This window comes from Leifsonia sp. PARNA 1/14 (genome assembly GCF_055720965.1).
In genome coordinates this window covers 419,291-435,489 of the sequence record NZ_JBVQSP010000002.1, presented here as the reverse complement: position 1 = coordinate 435,489, position 16,199 = coordinate 419,291, and the positions used below count along the sequence as shown (strand labels likewise).

At 69.5% G+C, this 16,199-nt stretch carries 17 protein-coding genes; 8 read left to right on the top strand and 9 right to left on the bottom strand.

The genetic code is table 11. From position 1 onward, the window contains the following. Window positions 1–40 precede the first annotated feature (40 nt). The 4 genes from AC0HS0_RS07070 to AC0HS0_RS07055 all read left to right on the top strand — a co-directional run bounded on the left by AC0HS0_RS07070 (window position 41) and on the right by AC0HS0_RS07055 (window position 5,540). Window positions 41–1,231, top strand: a complete 1,191-nt coding sequence (locus tag AC0HS0_RS07070; protein WP_472962761.1) for an ROK family transcriptional regulator — start codon at window positions 41–43, stop codon at window positions 1,229–1,231. Window positions 1,232–1,479: 248 nt separating this feature from the next. Beyond that, entirely contained in the window at window positions 1,480–3,042 is a 1,563-nt protein-coding gene (gene mmsA / locus AC0HS0_RS07065; RefSeq protein ID WP_472962760.1) for a multiple monosaccharide ABC transporter ATP-binding protein, read from the top strand. Further along, window positions 3,042–4,391, top strand: coding sequence for a multiple monosaccharide ABC transporter permease (mmsB, locus tag AC0HS0_RS07060; protein ID WP_472962759.1), 1,350 nt, complete (start codon window positions 3,042–3,044; stop codon window positions 4,389–4,391). The genes mmsA and mmsB overlap by 1 nt, the downstream gene beginning before the upstream one ends. Before the next feature lie 57 nt (window positions 4,392–4,448). Next, on the top strand, window positions 4,449–5,540 hold the full coding sequence (locus AC0HS0_RS07055; RefSeq protein WP_472962758.1) for a substrate-binding domain-containing protein: 1,092 nt from the start codon (window positions 4,449–4,451) through the stop codon (window positions 5,538–5,540). A 164-nt stretch (window positions 5,541–5,704) separates the two neighbouring features. On the opposite strand, the gene AC0HS0_RS07050 is transcribed toward AC0HS0_RS07055, so the two are convergent. Further along, complete coding sequence (locus AC0HS0_RS07050; RefSeq protein ID WP_472962757.1) at window positions 5,705–6,355, bottom strand: GntR family transcriptional regulator; 651 nt, start codon at window positions 6,353–6,355, stop codon at window positions 5,705–5,707. A gap of 104 nt (window positions 6,356–6,459) precedes the next feature. On the opposite strand from AC0HS0_RS07050, the gene AC0HS0_RS07045 reads away from it, so the two are divergent. Beyond that, window positions 6,460–7,143 carry a GntR family transcriptional regulator gene (locus AC0HS0_RS07045; RefSeq protein ID WP_472962756.1) on the top strand — a complete coding sequence of 228 codons (684 nt, stop codon included), beginning with the start codon at window positions 6,460–6,462 and terminating at the stop codon, window positions 7,141–7,143. On the opposite strand, the gene AC0HS0_RS07040 is transcribed toward AC0HS0_RS07045, so the two are convergent. Genes AC0HS0_RS07040 through AC0HS0_RS07020 form a run of 5 tightly spaced genes read right to left on the bottom strand, consistent with a single transcriptional unit; the run spans window position 7,115 to window position 9,693 of the window. Next, on the bottom strand, window positions 7,115–7,615 hold the full coding sequence (locus AC0HS0_RS07040; protein WP_472963533.1) for a DUF6328 family protein: 501 nt from the start codon (window positions 7,613–7,615) through the stop codon (window positions 7,115–7,117). The genes AC0HS0_RS07045 and AC0HS0_RS07040 overlap by 29 nt on opposite strands. Window positions 7,616–7,620: 5 nt before the next feature. After that, a complete protein-coding gene (locus AC0HS0_RS07035; RefSeq protein ID WP_472962755.1) occupies window positions 7,621–8,025 on the bottom strand; it encodes a hypothetical protein in 405 nt (134 codons plus the stop codon). Window positions 8,026–8,076: 51 nt separating this feature from the next. After that, window positions 8,077–8,382 carry an AzlD domain-containing protein gene (locus AC0HS0_RS07030; RefSeq protein WP_472962754.1) on the bottom strand — a complete coding sequence of 102 codons (306 nt, stop codon included), beginning with the start codon at window positions 8,380–8,382 and terminating at the stop codon, window positions 8,077–8,079. After that, entirely contained in the window at window positions 8,379–9,119 is a 741-nt protein-coding gene (locus AC0HS0_RS07025; RefSeq protein WP_472962752.1) for an AzlC family ABC transporter permease, read from the bottom strand. The genes AC0HS0_RS07030 and AC0HS0_RS07025 overlap by 4 nt, the downstream gene beginning before the upstream one ends. Before the next feature lie 10 nt (window positions 9,120–9,129). Further along, window positions 9,130–9,693: a TetR/AcrR family transcriptional regulator gene (locus tag AC0HS0_RS07020; protein ID WP_472962750.1), complete on the bottom strand. Its 564-nt coding sequence runs from the start codon at window positions 9,691–9,693 to the stop codon at window positions 9,130–9,132. Window positions 9,694–9,783: 90 nt separating this feature from the next. Between AC0HS0_RS07020 and AC0HS0_RS07015 the strand changes: the two genes are divergently transcribed. Further along, complete coding sequence (locus AC0HS0_RS07015) at window positions 9,784–11,094, top strand: MFS transporter (RefSeq protein WP_472962748.1); 1,311 nt, start codon at window positions 9,784–9,786, stop codon at window positions 11,092–11,094. On the opposite strand, the gene AC0HS0_RS07010 is transcribed toward AC0HS0_RS07015, so the two are convergent. From AC0HS0_RS07010 to AC0HS0_RS07000, 3 genes are all read right to left on the bottom strand, one after another. Further along, window positions 11,078–12,097: an NADPH:quinone reductase gene (locus tag AC0HS0_RS07010; protein WP_472962746.1), complete on the bottom strand. Its 1,020-nt coding sequence runs from the start codon at window positions 12,095–12,097 to the stop codon at window positions 11,078–11,080. The two genes, AC0HS0_RS07015 and AC0HS0_RS07010, sit on opposite strands and share 17 nt — an antisense overlap. Before the next feature lie 33 nt (window positions 12,098–12,130). Then, window positions 12,131–13,318, bottom strand: coding sequence for a MarP family serine protease (locus AC0HS0_RS07005; RefSeq protein WP_472962744.1), 1,188 nt, complete (start codon window positions 13,316–13,318; stop codon window positions 12,131–12,133). A gap of 179 nt (window positions 13,319–13,497) precedes the next feature. Next, the gene (locus tag AC0HS0_RS07000) at window positions 13,498–14,481 is read right to left on the bottom strand and encodes a DMT family transporter (RefSeq protein ID WP_472962743.1); all 984 of its coding nucleotides are present in this window, start codon (window positions 14,479–14,481) and stop codon (window positions 13,498–13,500) included. Between the two features lie 72 nt (window positions 14,482–14,553). Between AC0HS0_RS07000 and AC0HS0_RS06995 the strand changes: the two genes are divergently transcribed. Then, the gene (locus tag AC0HS0_RS06995) at window positions 14,554–15,489 is read left to right on the top strand and encodes a LysR family transcriptional regulator (protein ID WP_472962742.1); all 936 of its coding nucleotides are present in this window, start codon (window positions 14,554–14,556) and stop codon (window positions 15,487–15,489) included. Window positions 15,490–15,594: 105 nt separating this feature from the next. After that, window positions 15,595–16,199: ROK family transcriptional regulator (locus AC0HS0_RS06990; RefSeq protein WP_472962741.1), on the top strand; the 605-nt coding region annotated here is incomplete at its 3' end.

The window sequence follows — 16,199 nt, the reverse complement described above, 5'->3', positions numbered from 1 at the left end:
CAACTTGACTACAACTCAGCGATCATTCACGCTTATCGCTATGACCGCCACTCCGGGTCTTCCCCCGCGTGGCGCACGCAATCCCGGGTCTCAGGGCGCACTCAGGCACCTGAATCAGGAGCGGCTCGTCGAGTTCCTGCTCGCCACCGGCCCGTCCACCCAGGCTGAGCTGGCGCGCGGGACGGGCCTGTCCACCGCCACCGTGTCCAACATCGTCCGCGACATGACGACCAAGGGCGTCGTGGAGACCTCTCCGGTGACCTCCAGCGGCCGGCGCGCACTGCTGGTGCAGTTGACCGACACGGGCGACATCGCCGTGGGCGTCGACTTCGGGCGCCGGCACGTGCGGATCGTCCTCTGCACCCTCGGCTACGAGGTCATCGCGGAGGAGGAGGTGCCGCTTCCGCTGGGCTACGACGTCGCCGGTGCGGTGCGGGAGGCCGCAGAGCTGCTCGACCGGATGCTCGCCGCGGGAGCACACGACCGTCAGGCGGTCCTCGCCGTCGGGATCGGGATCCCCGGTCCGATCGACCGGCGCACCGGGACCGTGCTGCAGGGCGCCATCCTCCCGGAATGGGTGGGTGTTCGCCTGCGTGACCTCGAGGACGTGTTCCGATTTCCGGTCGTCCTCGACAACGACGCGAACCTCGGCGCTCTCGCAGAGGTGACGTGGGGCGCGAATCGTGGGGTGCGCAACCTCATCTTCGTCAAGATCGGCACGGGCATCGGCGCCGGCCTGATCCTCAACGGGCTGCCGTACTACGGCTTCCTCGGGATCACGGGCGAGCTGGGCCACACGCCCGTCACCGAGCAGGGCGTCATCTGCCGCTGCGGCAACCGGGGCTGCCTGGAGACGATCGCGTCGACCAGCGTGATGATCGAGACGCTCGGGCACGGCGTGAACGCACCCGTCAGCACTGCGGACATCCTCAAGCGCGGACGTGAACGCGACCCGGCGGTACTCCGCGTGGTGAGCGACGCCGGAGTCGCGATCGGCCAGGCGATCGGCAACATCGCCAACGTCATCAACCCCGAGCTCGTGCTGATCGGCGGACCGCTGGTCGGCCTCGGGGATGCTCTCCTGGATCCGATCAGGCGCGGCATCCAGCACAACGCCATCCCCGTCATCGCCGACACGACGGCGGTGCGCGTCTCGTCGCTCGGCGACCGCGCGGAATCCCTCGGTGCGGCGGCCCTGGTCATCCAGGGCGCGCTCGCCGGCAACGAGTAGGGCGCCCCGCCGAGCGTCGGCTACAGTTCGTCGCTGATATGTGAGGGTCGATATTTTGCTGTAGGCTGCTGACGGTCGCATCCGGTGGGCCACTGGCCGCCATCGGTGTACCGTGCGGTCTGCCGACCGTTACCGATCTGTTGTCTTCACTATTTGACGCCAATACTGAACTTAGCGTTTACTACTTAGGCGCATGCATACAACGTGCACGCGCCAGCTCACCCCGATCAGCACACCAAGGAGCGACGATGCCGTCGGACGCAGTCATCCTGGAGATGCGCGACATCACCAAAGAGTTCCCCGGCGTGAAGGCGCTCGAGAATGTCTCCCTCACCGTCCACGCGAACGAGATCCACGCGATCTGCGGCGAGAACGGCGCAGGCAAATCCACGCTGATGAAGGTCCTGTCGGGTGTCTACCCGTACGGGACATACAGCGGAGACATCGTCTATCAGGGCGAGGTCATGCGTTTCCGCGACATCAAGTCGTCCGAGCAGCAGGGCATCGTGATCATCCACCAGGAGCTTGCGCTGATCCCCGAGCTCTCGATCACCGAGAACATCTTCCTCGGCAACGAGCCGGGTCGTGGAGGCGTCATCAACTGGGGCGACGCGAAGAGCCGCGCCGTCGAGCTGCTCGCCCGCGTCGGCCTGAGCGACGACCCCGACACCCAGATCAAGAACATCGGCGTCGGCAAGCAGCAGCTGGTCGAGATCGCCAAGGCCCTCAACAAGGACGTCAAGCTCCTCATCCTCGACGAGCCCACGGCCGCCCTCAACGAGGCGGAGTCCGCGCACCTCCTGGATCTGATCGTCGGCCTGAAGCACAAGGGCGTCAGCTCCATCATCATCAGCCACAAGCTCAACGAGATCGAGAAGGTCGCCGACGAGATCACGATCATCCGTGACGGCCGCGCGATCGAGACCCTCGACGTCAAGGGCGACGGCGTCGACGAAGACCGCATCATCCGCGGGATGGTCGGCCGTACGCTCGAGAGCCGCTTCCCGGAGCGCACGCCGAACATCGGCGAGACCCTCTTCGAGGTGCGCAACTGGGTCGTCCAGCACCCGCAGATCGCCGACCGCCTCGTGGTCAAGAACTCGAGCTTCACCGTGCGCCGCGGCGAGATCGTCGGTTTCGCCGGCCTGATGGGCGCCGGCCGCACCGAGCTCGCGATGAGCGTGTTCGGCCGGTCGTACGGCACGTTCGTCTCCGGCGAGGTCTACAAGGACGGCAAGGAGATCCAGGTCCGCAACGTCTCCGAGGCGATCGACAACGGTCTCGCCTACGTGAGCGAGGACCGCAAGGTGCTCGGCCTGAACCTCCTCGACGACATCAAGCAGTCGATCGTCGCGGCCAAGCTGAAGAAGATCGCGAAGCGCGGCGTCGTCGACGACCAGCAGGAGTACGCGGTCGCCGAGGAGTACCGCAAGAGCCTGCGGATCAAGACGCCCGACGTCGACCGCGGCGTCGCGACCCTCTCCGGCGGCAACCAGCAGAAGGTCGTCCTCGCCCGGTGGATGTTCACGGACCCGGACATCCTGATCCTCGACGAGCCCACCCGAGGCATCGACGTCGGCGCCAAGTACGAGATCTACGGCATCATCCAGGCGCTCGCAGCCCAGGGGAAGGGCGTCATCGTCATCTCCTCCGAGTTGCCGGAGCTCCTCGGCATCTCGGACCGCATCTACACGATCTTCGAGGGCCAGATCACCAACGAGCTTCCGATCGCGGAGGCGACCCCCGAAACGCTCCTCAAGAGCATGACCTCCGCCAAGAAGAGCCCCGCCACGAAGGGTAGTTCCCGATAATGACCACTCAGATCGCAGAGAAGAAGAAGTCCGGGGGGATCCGCGACCTCGGCAAGATGTTCGGCGGCGGCCAGTCCACCGGACGGCAGTTCGGCATCCTGGGTGCCCTCGTCGTCATCATCGTGCTGTTCGAGATCCTCACCGGCGGCAAAACGCTCGAGTCGGTGAACCTGATCAACCTGGTCAACCAGAACGTCTACGTGCTGGTGCTTGCGATCGGCATGGTCATGGTGATCATCGCCGGGCACATCGACCTGTCGGTCGGTTCGGTGGCCGCCCTGGTCGGCATCATCGTCGCCAAGTCGATGACCGAGTGGCACTTCCCGTGGCCGGTCGCCATCATCCTCGGCCTGCTGGTCGGCGTCGTGATCGGCGCCTGGCAGGGCTGGTGGGTCGCCTACGTCGGGGTCCCGGCCTTCATCGTGACCCTGGCCGGAATGCTCATCTTCCGCGGCCTCAACCAGCTGATCGGAAACGCGAACACCATCCCGGTTCCGGACGCCTACACCTTCATCGGGGGAGGGTTCCTGCCCGAGTGGGGCCCGGACACCGGCTTCAACAACTCGACGCTTCTGCTCGGCCTGATCATCGCGGTCGTCATCGCCCTGCTCGAGGTCCGCACCCGTCGCAACCAGAGCAAGATGGGCTCCGAGAAGGCGCCGCTCTGGGTCAGCGTCTTCAAGGTCATCGTGCTCGACGCCGTCGTGCTCTACGCGACCTTCCTGTTCGCGGGCGGCCGCGTCGGCACCTCGTTCCCGGTCTCGGGCATCATCCTCGGCGTGCTGATCATCCTCTACTCGTTCGTCACGCGGAACACGATCTTCGGCCGCCACATCTACGCGGTCGGCGGCAACTCGCACGCCGCTGAGCTCTCCGGCGTGAAGATCCGTCGCGTCAACTTCTACGTGATGATGAACATGTCGGTGCTCGCCGCGCTGGCCGGCATGATCGCGGTCGCGCGGTCGGTCTCCTCCGGCCCGCAGGACGGCCTCGGCTGGGAGCTCGACGCGATCGCCGCCGTGTTCATCGGTGGTGCCGCGGTCTCCGGAGGCATCGGAACCGTCGCCGGCTCGATCGTCGGTGGTCTGGTCATCGCCGTCCTCAACAACGGCCTCCAGCTGCTCGGCGTCACCAGCGACAAGGTGCAGATCATCAAGGGCCTCGTCCTCCTCATCGCCGTCGGCATCGACGTCTACTCGCACCGCCGTGGAGGCCCGTCGTTGATCGGCAGACTCTTCGGCGGCGGCCGCAAGCGGGAGTCCGGTCTGGACGCCGCCGGTGCGGACCAGCCCGCCGTCGTCCCCACGTCGGACAGCGCCGAGGACTCCTCGCGCTCCCTGACCTCCTGACCTGCAGTTCATTACCCGATTACCCCTGCACCATCCAACACAGAGAAAGAGAACGCAATGCGCAAATTCGCACTCGCGACAGTGGCTGTCGCTGCTGCCGCCGCGCTCGCCCTGTCGGGCTGCTCGAGCCGTGACGGCTCGTCCGGCTCGTCGACGGCGTCCGGTTTCGCCAAGGACGCGACGATCGGTGTCGCCCTCCCGACCAAGACGTCGGAGAACTGGGTGCTCGCCGGTGGCCTGTTCACCGACGGCCTGAAGGAGGCCGGTTTCAAGGGCGACGTGCAGTACGCCGGTGGCTCCGGTGTCTCCGACCAGCAGTCGCAGATCCAGTCGATGATCACCAACGGCGCCAAGGTCATCATCATCGGTGCCGTCGACGGCGGCCAGCTGACCGCGCAGGCCAAGGCCGCGCACGACGCCGGCGCCACGGTCATCGCCTACGACCGCCTCATCCTCAACTCGAAGGACGTCGACTACTACGTCGCGTACGACAACGAGAAGGTCGGCGAGCTGCAGGGTCAGGCCCTGCTCGACGGCATGAAGGCCAAGTACCCGGGCAAGACCAAGTACAACATCGAGCTGTTCTCGGGCTCGCCCGACGACGCCAACTCGAAGGTCTTCTTCGACGGCGCCATGAAGGTCCTCAAGCCGAAGATCGACGACGGCACGCTGACGGTCGTCTCCAAGCAGACCGAGCTCAAGGCCACCGCCACGCAGGGCTGGCTGCCGCAGAACGCGCAGACCCGTATGGACACCCTGCTCGCCGGCAACTACGGCTCGGCCGAGCTCGACGGCGTCCTCTCGCCGAACGACACCCTGGCCCGCGCCATCATCACCTCGGTGAAGGGTGCAGGCAAGCCGGTCCCGATCGTCACCGGTCAGGACTCGGAGGCCGAGTCGGTCAAGTCCATCATGGCGGGCGAGCAGTACTCGACCATCAACAAGGACACCCGCAACCTGGTCAAGCAGGCCATCGACATGGTCAAGGACCTGCAGGCAGGCAAGAAGCCGGCGACGAACGACGACAAGTCGTACGACAACGGCGTCAAGGTCGTCCCGGCCTACCTCCTCAAGCCGGTCATCGTGACCAAGGAGAACGCGGCGGAGGCGTACGCCAACGACCCGACCCTGGAGCCGCTGACCAAGTAATCAGCGTCTGAACGAGGCAGAAGGCCGGTCCCCCCTGGGACCGGCCTTCTGTCGTCCCCCCTGGACATTCCCCCTGGCCGAGCGTGTCTCCAGGCTAGGACCGGTGCGGAGGGGTGGCATCCGGGCTGTCACGGATATGCCGGGGCCGTGGTGCCACGGGTCCGTCAGAGCTCGGCGAGGACTTCTCCGATGCGGGTCACGTAGTCGTCGATGAGCGTGACAGCGGTCGCGCCGTCGCGTTTCGCGGTGGCCTCGCGCAGTTCGCGGGTGAAGCGGGCGACCGCCAGCGGGTCGAGCCGGCCGTGCAGCTTGCGGCCCAGGCGGCGTACCTGGGGGAGGACGTTGCCGAGCGCGCGGATGCGGACGTTGTTGCCCTCGATGCGCGCGAACGCGACGACGAGGTGCTCGAAGATCGTGACGAAGCGGACGGCGTCGTCGTTCGTCGCGGCCTCCACGAGGTCGGTCTGGATGTCGCCGACGAGGTCGTCGTCTCCGTCGTCCCACACAGCGATGCCGCGGAGGGCCGCACCGGCCCAGAGGTCGCCGGCCACTTGGACCGATTCGAGCACGCCGACGGTGTCGAAAGCGGCGACGCGCGTGAACCGGTTGCGCTCCATCTCGACCAGACCCTGCTCGGCGAGTCGGTCGAGCGCGTGACGGATGGGAGTGCGCGAGATGCCGAGCCACTCGACCAGGTCGGAGTCGCGGAGCCGCTCGGCCGGCTCGAGTGTGCCGTCCATGATGGCGGCCTCGATTCTCACATAGGCCTCGTCGGACAGCGAGATGCGGGCGACGTGATCGGTGGGCATCGGCATGGGGTCGGGTCTCCTCGGGGAAGGATCGGGGGTGGAACGATCGGTTTGCTCAGTTCTGATTCCTCTTGCTAAACTTCAAATATACCAGATCAAACACTGAGTTCATGAAACGAGCCTCTATGACCCTCGACGAACTCCGCGCGCGGTTCCCCTCGCTCGCGGCAGACAGGCGCCTCCTGCGAAACGATGTCTACGCGATCCTTCTGGCGGGCATCATCGCCGGCGACCTGGCTCCCGGCGAACGCCTCAAAGACGCCGAGCTGACCGAGGCTCTGCGCGTCTCGCGAACCCCGGTGCGAGAGGCGGTGAGCCGCCTCTCTCAGGTCGGCCTCATCCACACTGCGCCGAACCGCTACACGCTGGTGGCGCCCCTGGACGACGGGGAGATCCGCAGCGTGATCGGTGTGCTGGGACTGTTGCTGCCCGCGGCCATCCGGATGTCGCTCGACGAACTCGACGTCGACACCGAGCTCGAGCTGACGGTGATCGCCGAACGGCTCGAGCGGGAGTCGTCCACATCGACGATCGACTCGCTTCAGCGCGCGACGAGCGCGTTCCTCGGTGGCATCCACGACCGCGTGCTCGCGGAGACGATCGAGGCGCTGCTTCCGCGGTTCATCCGCTACGTCGCGCTGTCCGAGGTCGGCGCCGCTGCCGCATCCCGCGAGCGGGTGCTCGCTTTCGCACGTGCCCTCGCGGCCTCCGACCATTCGGCGATCGAGCTGATGGAGCGGATCCTCGGCGACCTCCTCGCGACCCTCACGCCGAGCGCCGGCGGAGCCGGCTGAGCACGCTCGCCGGAAAGACGAGCAGCAGCAGCACGAGAACAACGAGGATCCCCGCCCCGGCGACCAGGGCTGCCACCAGGCCGAGCGTCACATCGAAGACGAAGAAGACGACTCCGGATGTGAGCAAGGCGACCAACGCGATCGTGATGCGTAACAATCGGTTGGCGATGGAGACCGACTGGACCTTCTCGTGGTGACGGAAGAGCTGGCGGTGCAGGGCGACCGGCGCGAGGCCGAGCGCCGTGCAGCCCGCGGCGAGCATCACGAGGACGAGATAGAAGCCGACCTGGAACGAAGACAGCGCTCCGAAACGCTGCTGGAAGGCGATGGCGAGCAGGAAGCCGCTGATGAGCTGCGTGCCGGTCTGCGTGACGCGCAGTTCCTGCAGGATCTCGCTCCAGTTGCGATCCGCCCGCTGTTCCTCGGACTCCGGGCGGCCGTCGGCGGGGTCGACGTCGTCTCTCTCGGGCATCTCGCTCACTGCCCCATGGTCGCCCTCGAAGGCGAGGGGCGCAATGTGCGCGCTCCTCGCGCCGCGAGCGCTGCGCGGTAGAAGCGCACCAGCTCGGCCGCGCTGGGACGCTGTGCGGCCATCGTGGCGGTGTCCGATCGCCGCTTGGCCATGTGGTGGCGCCAGGACTCCGCGGCGCAGCGGTGGTCCCATCCGACGGCCGTCGCAGCCTCCAGGGTGCGGCACCAGCCGATCAGCTCACGACCCTCCGATCGGGGAGCCCAGGTGACGACTCGGAACCAGATGTCGGGGCGGTTCGGATCGCCGAACGCGAACCGGCGCACCACCGCGTACGGCGTGCCGAGTGCGCCCTGGCTGAGCAGCCACTCCGTCGGCTGCGCGTTCGCCACGGGGTGCCAGGATGCGCTCACGTCAGAACGTTAGGGAGAGCCGCCGACACCCGTCCCACCGGCGCTGCCGAATCAGGTCAGCAGCCGGATGAGGGCCGCGACCACGGCCGCGGCAGGTACCACGATGATGAACGGGACGCGCAGGGCGTAGAGGCCCGCGGCGATGGCGATCGCGGGGAGCCGGGCGTCCAGTTCGAGTGCTTGGCCGGCGCCGAGCGTCTGCACGCAGATCAGCGCCGCGAGCAGCGCCGCTGTGAGCAGATCGCTCGTGCGCGCGACCGTCGGGTGGTCGAGCGCCTTGGGCGGGACCAGCCAGCCTGCGGCCTTCAGGGCGAGCACGGCGATGGACCCGAGCAGGATGATGTTCCAGGTGGTCATGGCTCGACCTCCCGCTCCATCGGGATCGGGTCCGGGTGCTGACCGTCGTCGCGTCTGCCAAAGAGGTTGAACGCGCCGAAGACGATCGCGACCACCGCCGCAGCGAGCACCGGGAGGCCGGGCATGAGGAACGGAGTCAGCAGGGTGGCGACGAAGCCGGCGGCGACCGCGACGGCCTGCGTCTGGCGCGCGCGGAGCCGCGGCCAGAGAAGCCCGAGGAACGCCGCTGCGGCCGCCGCGTCCAGGCCGTACGCCTTGACGTCGCCGATCAGATTGCCGAGCAGGGCGCCGGCGAGAGTCATGAGATTCCAGCCGATGTACACGACGAGACCCGTCACCCAGAAGCCGATGCGCTGCGCGCGCGGCTCGGTCTGGGCCGTCGCGACGGCCGTCGACTCGTCGATGGTGAGCTGAGTCGCTGCTGTTCGCCTCCAGAAGCCCGGGCCGATGATGCGGGAGAGGCGGAGGGCGTAGAACGAGTTGCGGACGCCGAGGAGGGCAGCGCTCACGATCGCCGTGCCCCCGGCCGCGACGCCACCGGAGGCGAGGACCCCGATGAGCGCGAACTGGGACCCACCGCTGAACATCACCAGGCTGAGGACGCAGGCCTGCCACACGTCGAGCCCGGATACGGTCGCGAGCGCGCCGAAGGAGATGCCGTAGAGGGCGGTCGCTATGCCGACCGCCCAGCCGGAGCGCGCGGCCGCACGCTCCTGGGAGGTACGGGGGCTGGACACCCTGTCGAGGTTAGTCGGCCGCGCCCGCTCCCGCGCGGAAGAGTCGAGCGACCATGTCGTCCGCTGTGGAGTCGCCGAGCGTCCACGGCTGGAAGATGACGCGGTTGACGATCGGCGCGATCACGACGTCCATGACGTCGTCTTCGGTGACGGAGGTCTCGGGGTGACGCGCGATCAGCGCAGCGGCCTCCACCCGCCGGTTGCGCAGGCAGTCGGACGTGCGCTCTCCCGCTGCGCCGGCGCCGCCGCGCAGAAGCGCTGCGTTGACCGGTTTGCGGAAGTGCGTGACGATCCCGCTCGCCCAGTCGGTGAGGTCGTCGCGGAGGTCGCCGCGCTCGGCCAGGGGGCGGTCGGGGTCGAGGTGGTAGGTGGCGATGTCGTTGAGCAAGGTGGGGAGGTCGCCCCAGCGGCGGTAGATGCTGGTCGGGTTGACGCCCGCGCGTTCGGCGATCATCGGCACGGTGACGCGCTCGCTGCCCTTCTCTCTGACGAGCTCCTCGACGGCGGTGCGCACGCTGTGGATGACCGCGGCGCTGCGTCCGCCCGTCCGCTTCGACGGTGTGGTCGTTGTCATGGGAATAGCTTAAAGCAAATCTTGTTGCTTTTTGACAGATCCCACTTTATAGTCCATTAAAGCAATTTAATTTGCTTTTAGGAGGCTCAGATGTCCACTGCAGGAGACGCCTGCCCGACCGACGCCACGGGCGGAATCGCCGTCGTCGCCCGGGCCCAGGCCGCGGCTCGGCCAGCCCGGCTTCGCGCGGTCCGGCTCCGCCCGGTCGCCGCCTTCACCGGAACCGCGCTCGCGTTCGTGGCCGTAGCGCTGGCCGTCGGCGCGCCGAGCCCGCTCTTCGTGCTCTACCAGCAGGAGTGGGGCTTCCCGTCGTGGCTCCTGACCGTCGCGTTCGCCATCTACGCCGTCACGCTGCTGATCACGCTGCTCGTCGCCGGGTCGCTCTCCGACCACATCGGCCGACGCCCGGTGCTGATCGGCGCCCTCGTCCTCCAGGCCGCGGCCATGCTGATGTTCCTCTTCTCCAAGGACATCGGCGCGATCATCGCCGCCCGATCCGTTCAGGGTGTGGCGACCGGGGCGGCGATGAGCACCTTCACCGCGGCGCTCGTCGAACTCGCACCGGAGCGCCAGAAGAAGCTCGGAGCCACGATCGGGTCCACCGCCCCGGTCGGCGGCATCGCGCTCGGCGCCTTCTTCACCGGCCTTGCCGTGCAGTTCACCGCGCAGCCGACCACGCTCGTCTTCGTGACGCTCGCGCTGCTGTTCGTCGCCGGGATCGTCGTCGTGGTGGCGTCGCCCGAGACCGTCTCGCCGCGACCGGGCGCACTGCGGTCGCTCACGCCGCGTCTGTTCATCCCTCGGGCTGCGCGCGGGGAGTTCGTGGCGGCCCTGCCGCTGTTCATCGCGACCTGGATGCTCGCCGGGCTCTTCATCGGACTGTCGCCCTCCATCCTGCACGGCATCTTCCACCTCGACTCCGGACTGCTGAACGGCGCGATCGTGGCGGTTCCGCCCGCGGTCGGCGCCGTGGCCGGACTGCTGCTGACGCGAGCGCCGGCGCGCACGACCACGGTGTGGTCGATGGCGGCCGTCATGATCGGAGTCGCGATCGCCGCGGTCGGGATCGCCGGCGGTCTGCTCCCCGTGCTGTTCGCCGGCGCCGTCGTCGCGGGCGCGGGGTTCGGCGGTGGCTTCTCGGCGATGCTCCGGATCATCGCGCCGCTCGCCCCCAACGATCAGCGCGCCGAACTCTTCGCCGGGGTGTTCCTCGTCAGCTACCTGGCCTACGGAGTGCCCGCGCTCGCAGCCGGCGAACTGATCGGGGCGATCGGCCTCCTGCCGACCGCTCTGGGCTACGCGGCGGCCATCGCAGTGGCCGCGGCGGTCGCCATGGTGGTGCAGATCGTCCGCCTCGCCCGCTCGGCGCGAGCGATGGAGCCGGTCACGTCAGGTCGATGAGCACCTTGCCCACGATGCCGTCCTTCACGGCGTCGTGGGCCGCGGCCGTCTGTTCGAGCGTGAAACGCGTGATCGGGAGGCCGTGCTCCGCCCCGACGGGCAGGGCGCCGGCGGCGGCCGCCGCAGACACGGCGCGCACGGCGGCCTCCTTCGCCTCCGGCGTCACGGTGTAGGTCAGCAGGAACTGCCATCGCAGGTTCTTCTGCATCGACGGGCGGATCGGGATCGTGACTTCAGTCGATCCCGGCGCGTCCGCGTAGCTCGCGATCGTCGCATTGCGGCCGGCGACCCTCGTGTCGAGCTCGGCGTTGGCGCTGACGTTCACCTCCACCACGATGTCGATGCCGCGCGGCGCGAGCGCACCGATCGCCTCCGCCGTGTCGGGCTCGCGGTAGTTGACGACGTGGTGGGCGCCGGCGGCACGCGCGAACTCGGCCTTGTCGTGGCTGCTGACGGTCGCGATGACGGTCGCTCCGGCCCAGACGGCCAGCTGGATGGCGGCGTGACCGACAGCGCCGGCGCCGCCGGCGACCAGGACGGTCCGGCCCTCGAGGGCGCCCGGTGCCAGTTCGTCCGGAACCGACTCGGACGAGGTGAGCGCCCTGTGGGCCGTCAGGGCCGGGATCCCGAGCGACGCCCCGACGTCGAAGCCGACGCCGTCCGGGAGCGCCACGACCAGGTTCCGCGGGAGGACGACCAGCTCTTGGGCCGTGCCGTCCGGCCGCTGATAAGCGGCGTCCCACACCCACACCCGATCGCCGGGTGCGAGGTCGGTGACTCCGGGCCCGACCTCGTCGACGACCCCGGCGCCGTCCTGATTCGGCACCTGCGGGCGCGGGAGCTCGGACGGACCGGAACCCTGCCGGGCCTTCCAGTCGGTCGGATTGACGCCGGAGACGTGGATGCGCACGCGCACCTCGCCGTTTCCGGCATGCGGCTCGGGGCGCTCGCCGAGTTCGAGGACGTCGGAATCACCGGTGGACGCGTAGCTGACAGCCTTCATGCGACCAAGCCAACCACGCGGGAGGCCGCGCCGTCAGCCCGCTGTGCACGCTCCGGAGCTGATCGGCGTCGGCCCGACCGAGCCGAGCACCGGGCGCAGCTCGTCGAGCGTCAGCGCGTAGCCGGTCTCGGGGTCGACGGTCGACCGTGCGAAGACCACACCGACGACATCGCCGGTCTGATCGAGCAGCGGGCCACCGGAATTGCCGGGACGGATGGAGCCGCGGAGCGAATAGATCTGCCGCTCGACCACCCCGCTCTGGTAGATGTCGGTACCGCGGGCGGTGAGCTGGTCGCGCACGCGCTGCGGCGTGATCGTGAACGGGCCGTCGCCGGGGTAGCCGGCGGCGTACGCCTGGTCGCCGGCGCCGAGATCCTGGCCGATGTCGAGTGCGGGCGCGCTCAGGTCGGTGACATCGAGCACCGCCAGATCGCGTTCCGGATCGAAGGCCACGAGCGTCGCGCGGTCGACGGTGGTGCCGCCGGACTCGCGCACGACGACAGACGACGCGCCGGCCACGACGTGCGCGTTGGTGACCACGCGGCCGCGCTGGACCACCCAGCCGCTGCCCTCGGAGTCCACGCCGCACGCGGGTTTGGAGGCCAGGACCGTCACCACGGACTGCTGCGACTTCGCCACTCCGGGAGGGACGGTCGAGTCCGGCGGCGCGATGCTCTTGATCGACTCGCCGCCCTCGAACACCTTCGGGAGGCCGGCCCCCGCGAGCGCGTCGTCGACCGCGCCCAGGACGGTCGAGGAGGGGAGCGGCGCGATGCCGTTCAGGGTGGAGACGACGCGGGAGGAGTTGGCCGCCTGCACGACGGTCGCGAGGCTGGTCGCCATCGCGAAGCCGGCGACGAGCCAGACGACCACGGCCCACGTGAGGAAGCCGAGCACGGCGCCGATCAGCGAGTCGACCCAGCGGATCGGCCCGCGCCGCAGCACCTTGCCGATCACCGACGCCGCGGCGGTGGCGAGGGCGTAGACCACGGCGGCGCACACCAGCAGGACGACGGCGGCGACGATGGATCGCTGACTCACCCCGGTGAGTCCGGAGGACGCCATCCAATCGACGACCATCGGTGCCAGCAGGAGGCCGATGGCCAGGCCGACGCCGAGGCCGATCAGCGCTCCGGCGGCCCGGATGGCGCCGTTGCTCCAGCCTGCGGCCACCGCGAGAACGGCGAGCACCAGCAGCACGACGTCGACCACGATCTCCACGCGACTCACCCTGCCCCACCAGGCTGAGCGCGTGCTGGGGTGCCGGTGGAAGTCGGCGGTGGTTCTCCTCCGGGTCGCTCAGGTCTACCGTGCGAGGTTCACGGAGGGAGTTGCGATGACGGATCCGACGGAACGGGGCGACCTGGACCCCGATGAGCGCGAGATGACGAGCGCCGACCTCACGGCGCACGACGCGGAGCACGGACAGGAGCCGGATCGGCCGGACGGGGACGAGCCGTCGCAGCAGCGCCACCACGACGCCGAGACCGACGAGGATACGGCGTCCGGCGGCGCGCCGGACTGAAGCCGATCACCGCGACGCCTGCGATCACCACGGCCCCGCCGAGCAGCTCCGCCGGTTGCGGAACCTCGCCGAGCCAGACCGCGGCGATCGCCACCGCGACAGGCGACACCAGGTAGAGCAGCGAGGTCGCGGTCGCCATCGGCAGGCGTGCGACCGCGTAACCCCAGAGCACGAACCCGGCCGCTGACGGGAGCAGGCCGAGATAGGCCGCGCCCAGCCACGCCTCCGGGCCGGCCGACGCCAGCGCCGGCGAAGACCAGGGGATCGCTGCGAGCAGCGGGATCAGGCCGGCGACCATCGCGTAGGTGGCGACCTCCAGCCCTGAGTAGCGGCGCAGGAGCGGCTTCGTCAGCGGGTGGTAGACGCCCTGCACGACCATCGCCGCCAGCACCAGCCACACCGCCCCACTCAGCGTGAGGCCCGACCGCGCGACCGAGACGATCGCGACGCCTCCCAGGGCGACGCCGCTGCCGATCAGCTTGAGCGGGGTGAGACGCTCGCCGAAGGCGCCGGCGGCGATGGCCACGCTCACGAGAGGTGCGGCGGCGACGATGAGGCTCGCCGTGCCGGCCGGCACGGTCAGCTCCCCGGCGGTCAGGAGCACCTGGTAGGCGGCCATCCCGATCACGCCGCAGGCTGCGATGAGCGGCAGGTCGCGTCGAGCCGGCCAGCGCACGCCGGCGAACGGCGCGGCCGCGAGCAGGGCGACGCACGCGGTCGCAGTGCGCACGAGGGCCAGTCCGAAAGGGCCGAGCTCGGGTGCGGCGGCGCGGATCGCGGGGAAGGCGCTGGCCCACAGCACGACGACGAGCATCCCGGCGGTCACGATGCGGACGCGGGCGATGGTTGCCGAACTCATGACTCCACCCTCGGGGCAACGATCAGAAAAATCCATTTACTTTGCATGGTGGAACGCGTAAGAATCAATGATGTGTTGGACGCACGGAAACTCCGGATGCTGTCCGAGCTCGACCGGCTCGGCACGGTCGCTGCCGTCGCCGCCGAACTGCACCTGACGCCGCCCGGAGTGTCGATGCAGCTGGCGGCCCTCGAGCGCGAGCTGGGCGTCCCGCTCACCGAGCGCCGGGGCCGCGGTCTCGCCCTGACCGCGGCGGGCCGCACGCTCGCCGCCCACGGAGGCGCGGTCTCCGACCTGCTCTCGCTCGCCGAGCTGGAGGTCGCCGCCTTGCGCGACGGCGCGGTGGGGACGTACCGGGTGGGTGCGTTCCCCTCGATCGCGCGCACCGTGGTGGCCGACGCCTGGCGGACGCTGCGCGGGGACGGCGACCTCGGCCTCCGGATGGAGCTGCTCGAGTTCGAACCACGCGACGCGCTGTCGGCGCTCGCCGCAGGCGAAGTGGACGTCGCCCTCACGCACGCCTACTCGAACATGGGCGAGACGGCCGGCCCCGGGTTCGTCGCGACGCTCATCGCGGTCGAGCCGGTCTGGCTCGCGGTGCCCGACGGTCATCCGGCCGTCACCAGCGGCCCGGCGGACCTCCGGGCGTTCGCGGAGTACGACTGGGTCGTTCCCCACCGGCGATGGACCTGCTACGAGATGACCGAGCGGGCGTGCGGGCTCGCCGGGTTCGCGCCGCGGTCGGTGGCGGAGGCGACCGACTTCGCCGTCCTCCTCGCGCTCGTCGGCGCAGACGTCGGCGTCGCGCTCGTGCCCGAGCTGACCATCGCGCAGGTCCCCGAGGGCGTGCGACTGCTCCCGCTCGCGGTCCCGGTCGTACGCAACGATTACGCGGTCATCCGGGCAGGTTCCGCGACCGACCCCGGGCTGGCACGCGTGCGGGCACTGCTGGCCGAGACCGCGGGCCGCGTGCTCGCCGAGCGGGAGCGGACCTCCGCCCGCCGCTGAGCCCGCTGCTGCCCCGCTGCTGAGCCCGCGCGCAGAGACCGACCGGCGCGTGGGTATATTACGAGGAAGCGCCGGGTGCCCGAAGCCCCACGCGGAGGAGGAGCCGTGCCCAAGGGAGCGAACCTCCCCGCGATCGCCGCGTTCAACGAGACGGTGGTGCTCGACGCGGTGCGCCGCTCCGGAGGCGGCCTGAGCCGGGTCGAGCTCGCCTCGGTCACAGGACTGTCGGCGCAGACGGTGACCAATGTCACGCGCCGGCTGCTCGCGCAGGGGCTCATCCGGGAGGCCGGCAAGCAGAGCGAGGGCAGCCCCGGCAAGCCGCGCACGCTCCTGCGACTCGACCCCGCCGGCGCCTATGCCGTCGGCGTGCATCTCGACCCGACCGTGATCACCTGCGTGCTGCTCGACCTCGAGGGCGAGGTGGTCGAGCACGAGCGGAGGCCGTCGCCTCCGGACGGTGACGCGGAGGCGACACTGGCGGTGATCCTGGAGGCCATCCGGGCCGTGCTCGCGACGCCGGGTGTCGATCCCGGCCGCGTGATCGGGGTGGGAGTCGCGGCGCCGGGGCCGATCGACGCCGAGACCGGGGTGGTGGTGCGTCCTCCGCTGATCCCGGGCTGGAACGACTTCCACCTGCGCGACGAGCTCACCAGCGCGACCGGACTGCCGTCGCTGGTGGCCAAGGACGTGATCAGCGCGGCCGTCGCGAG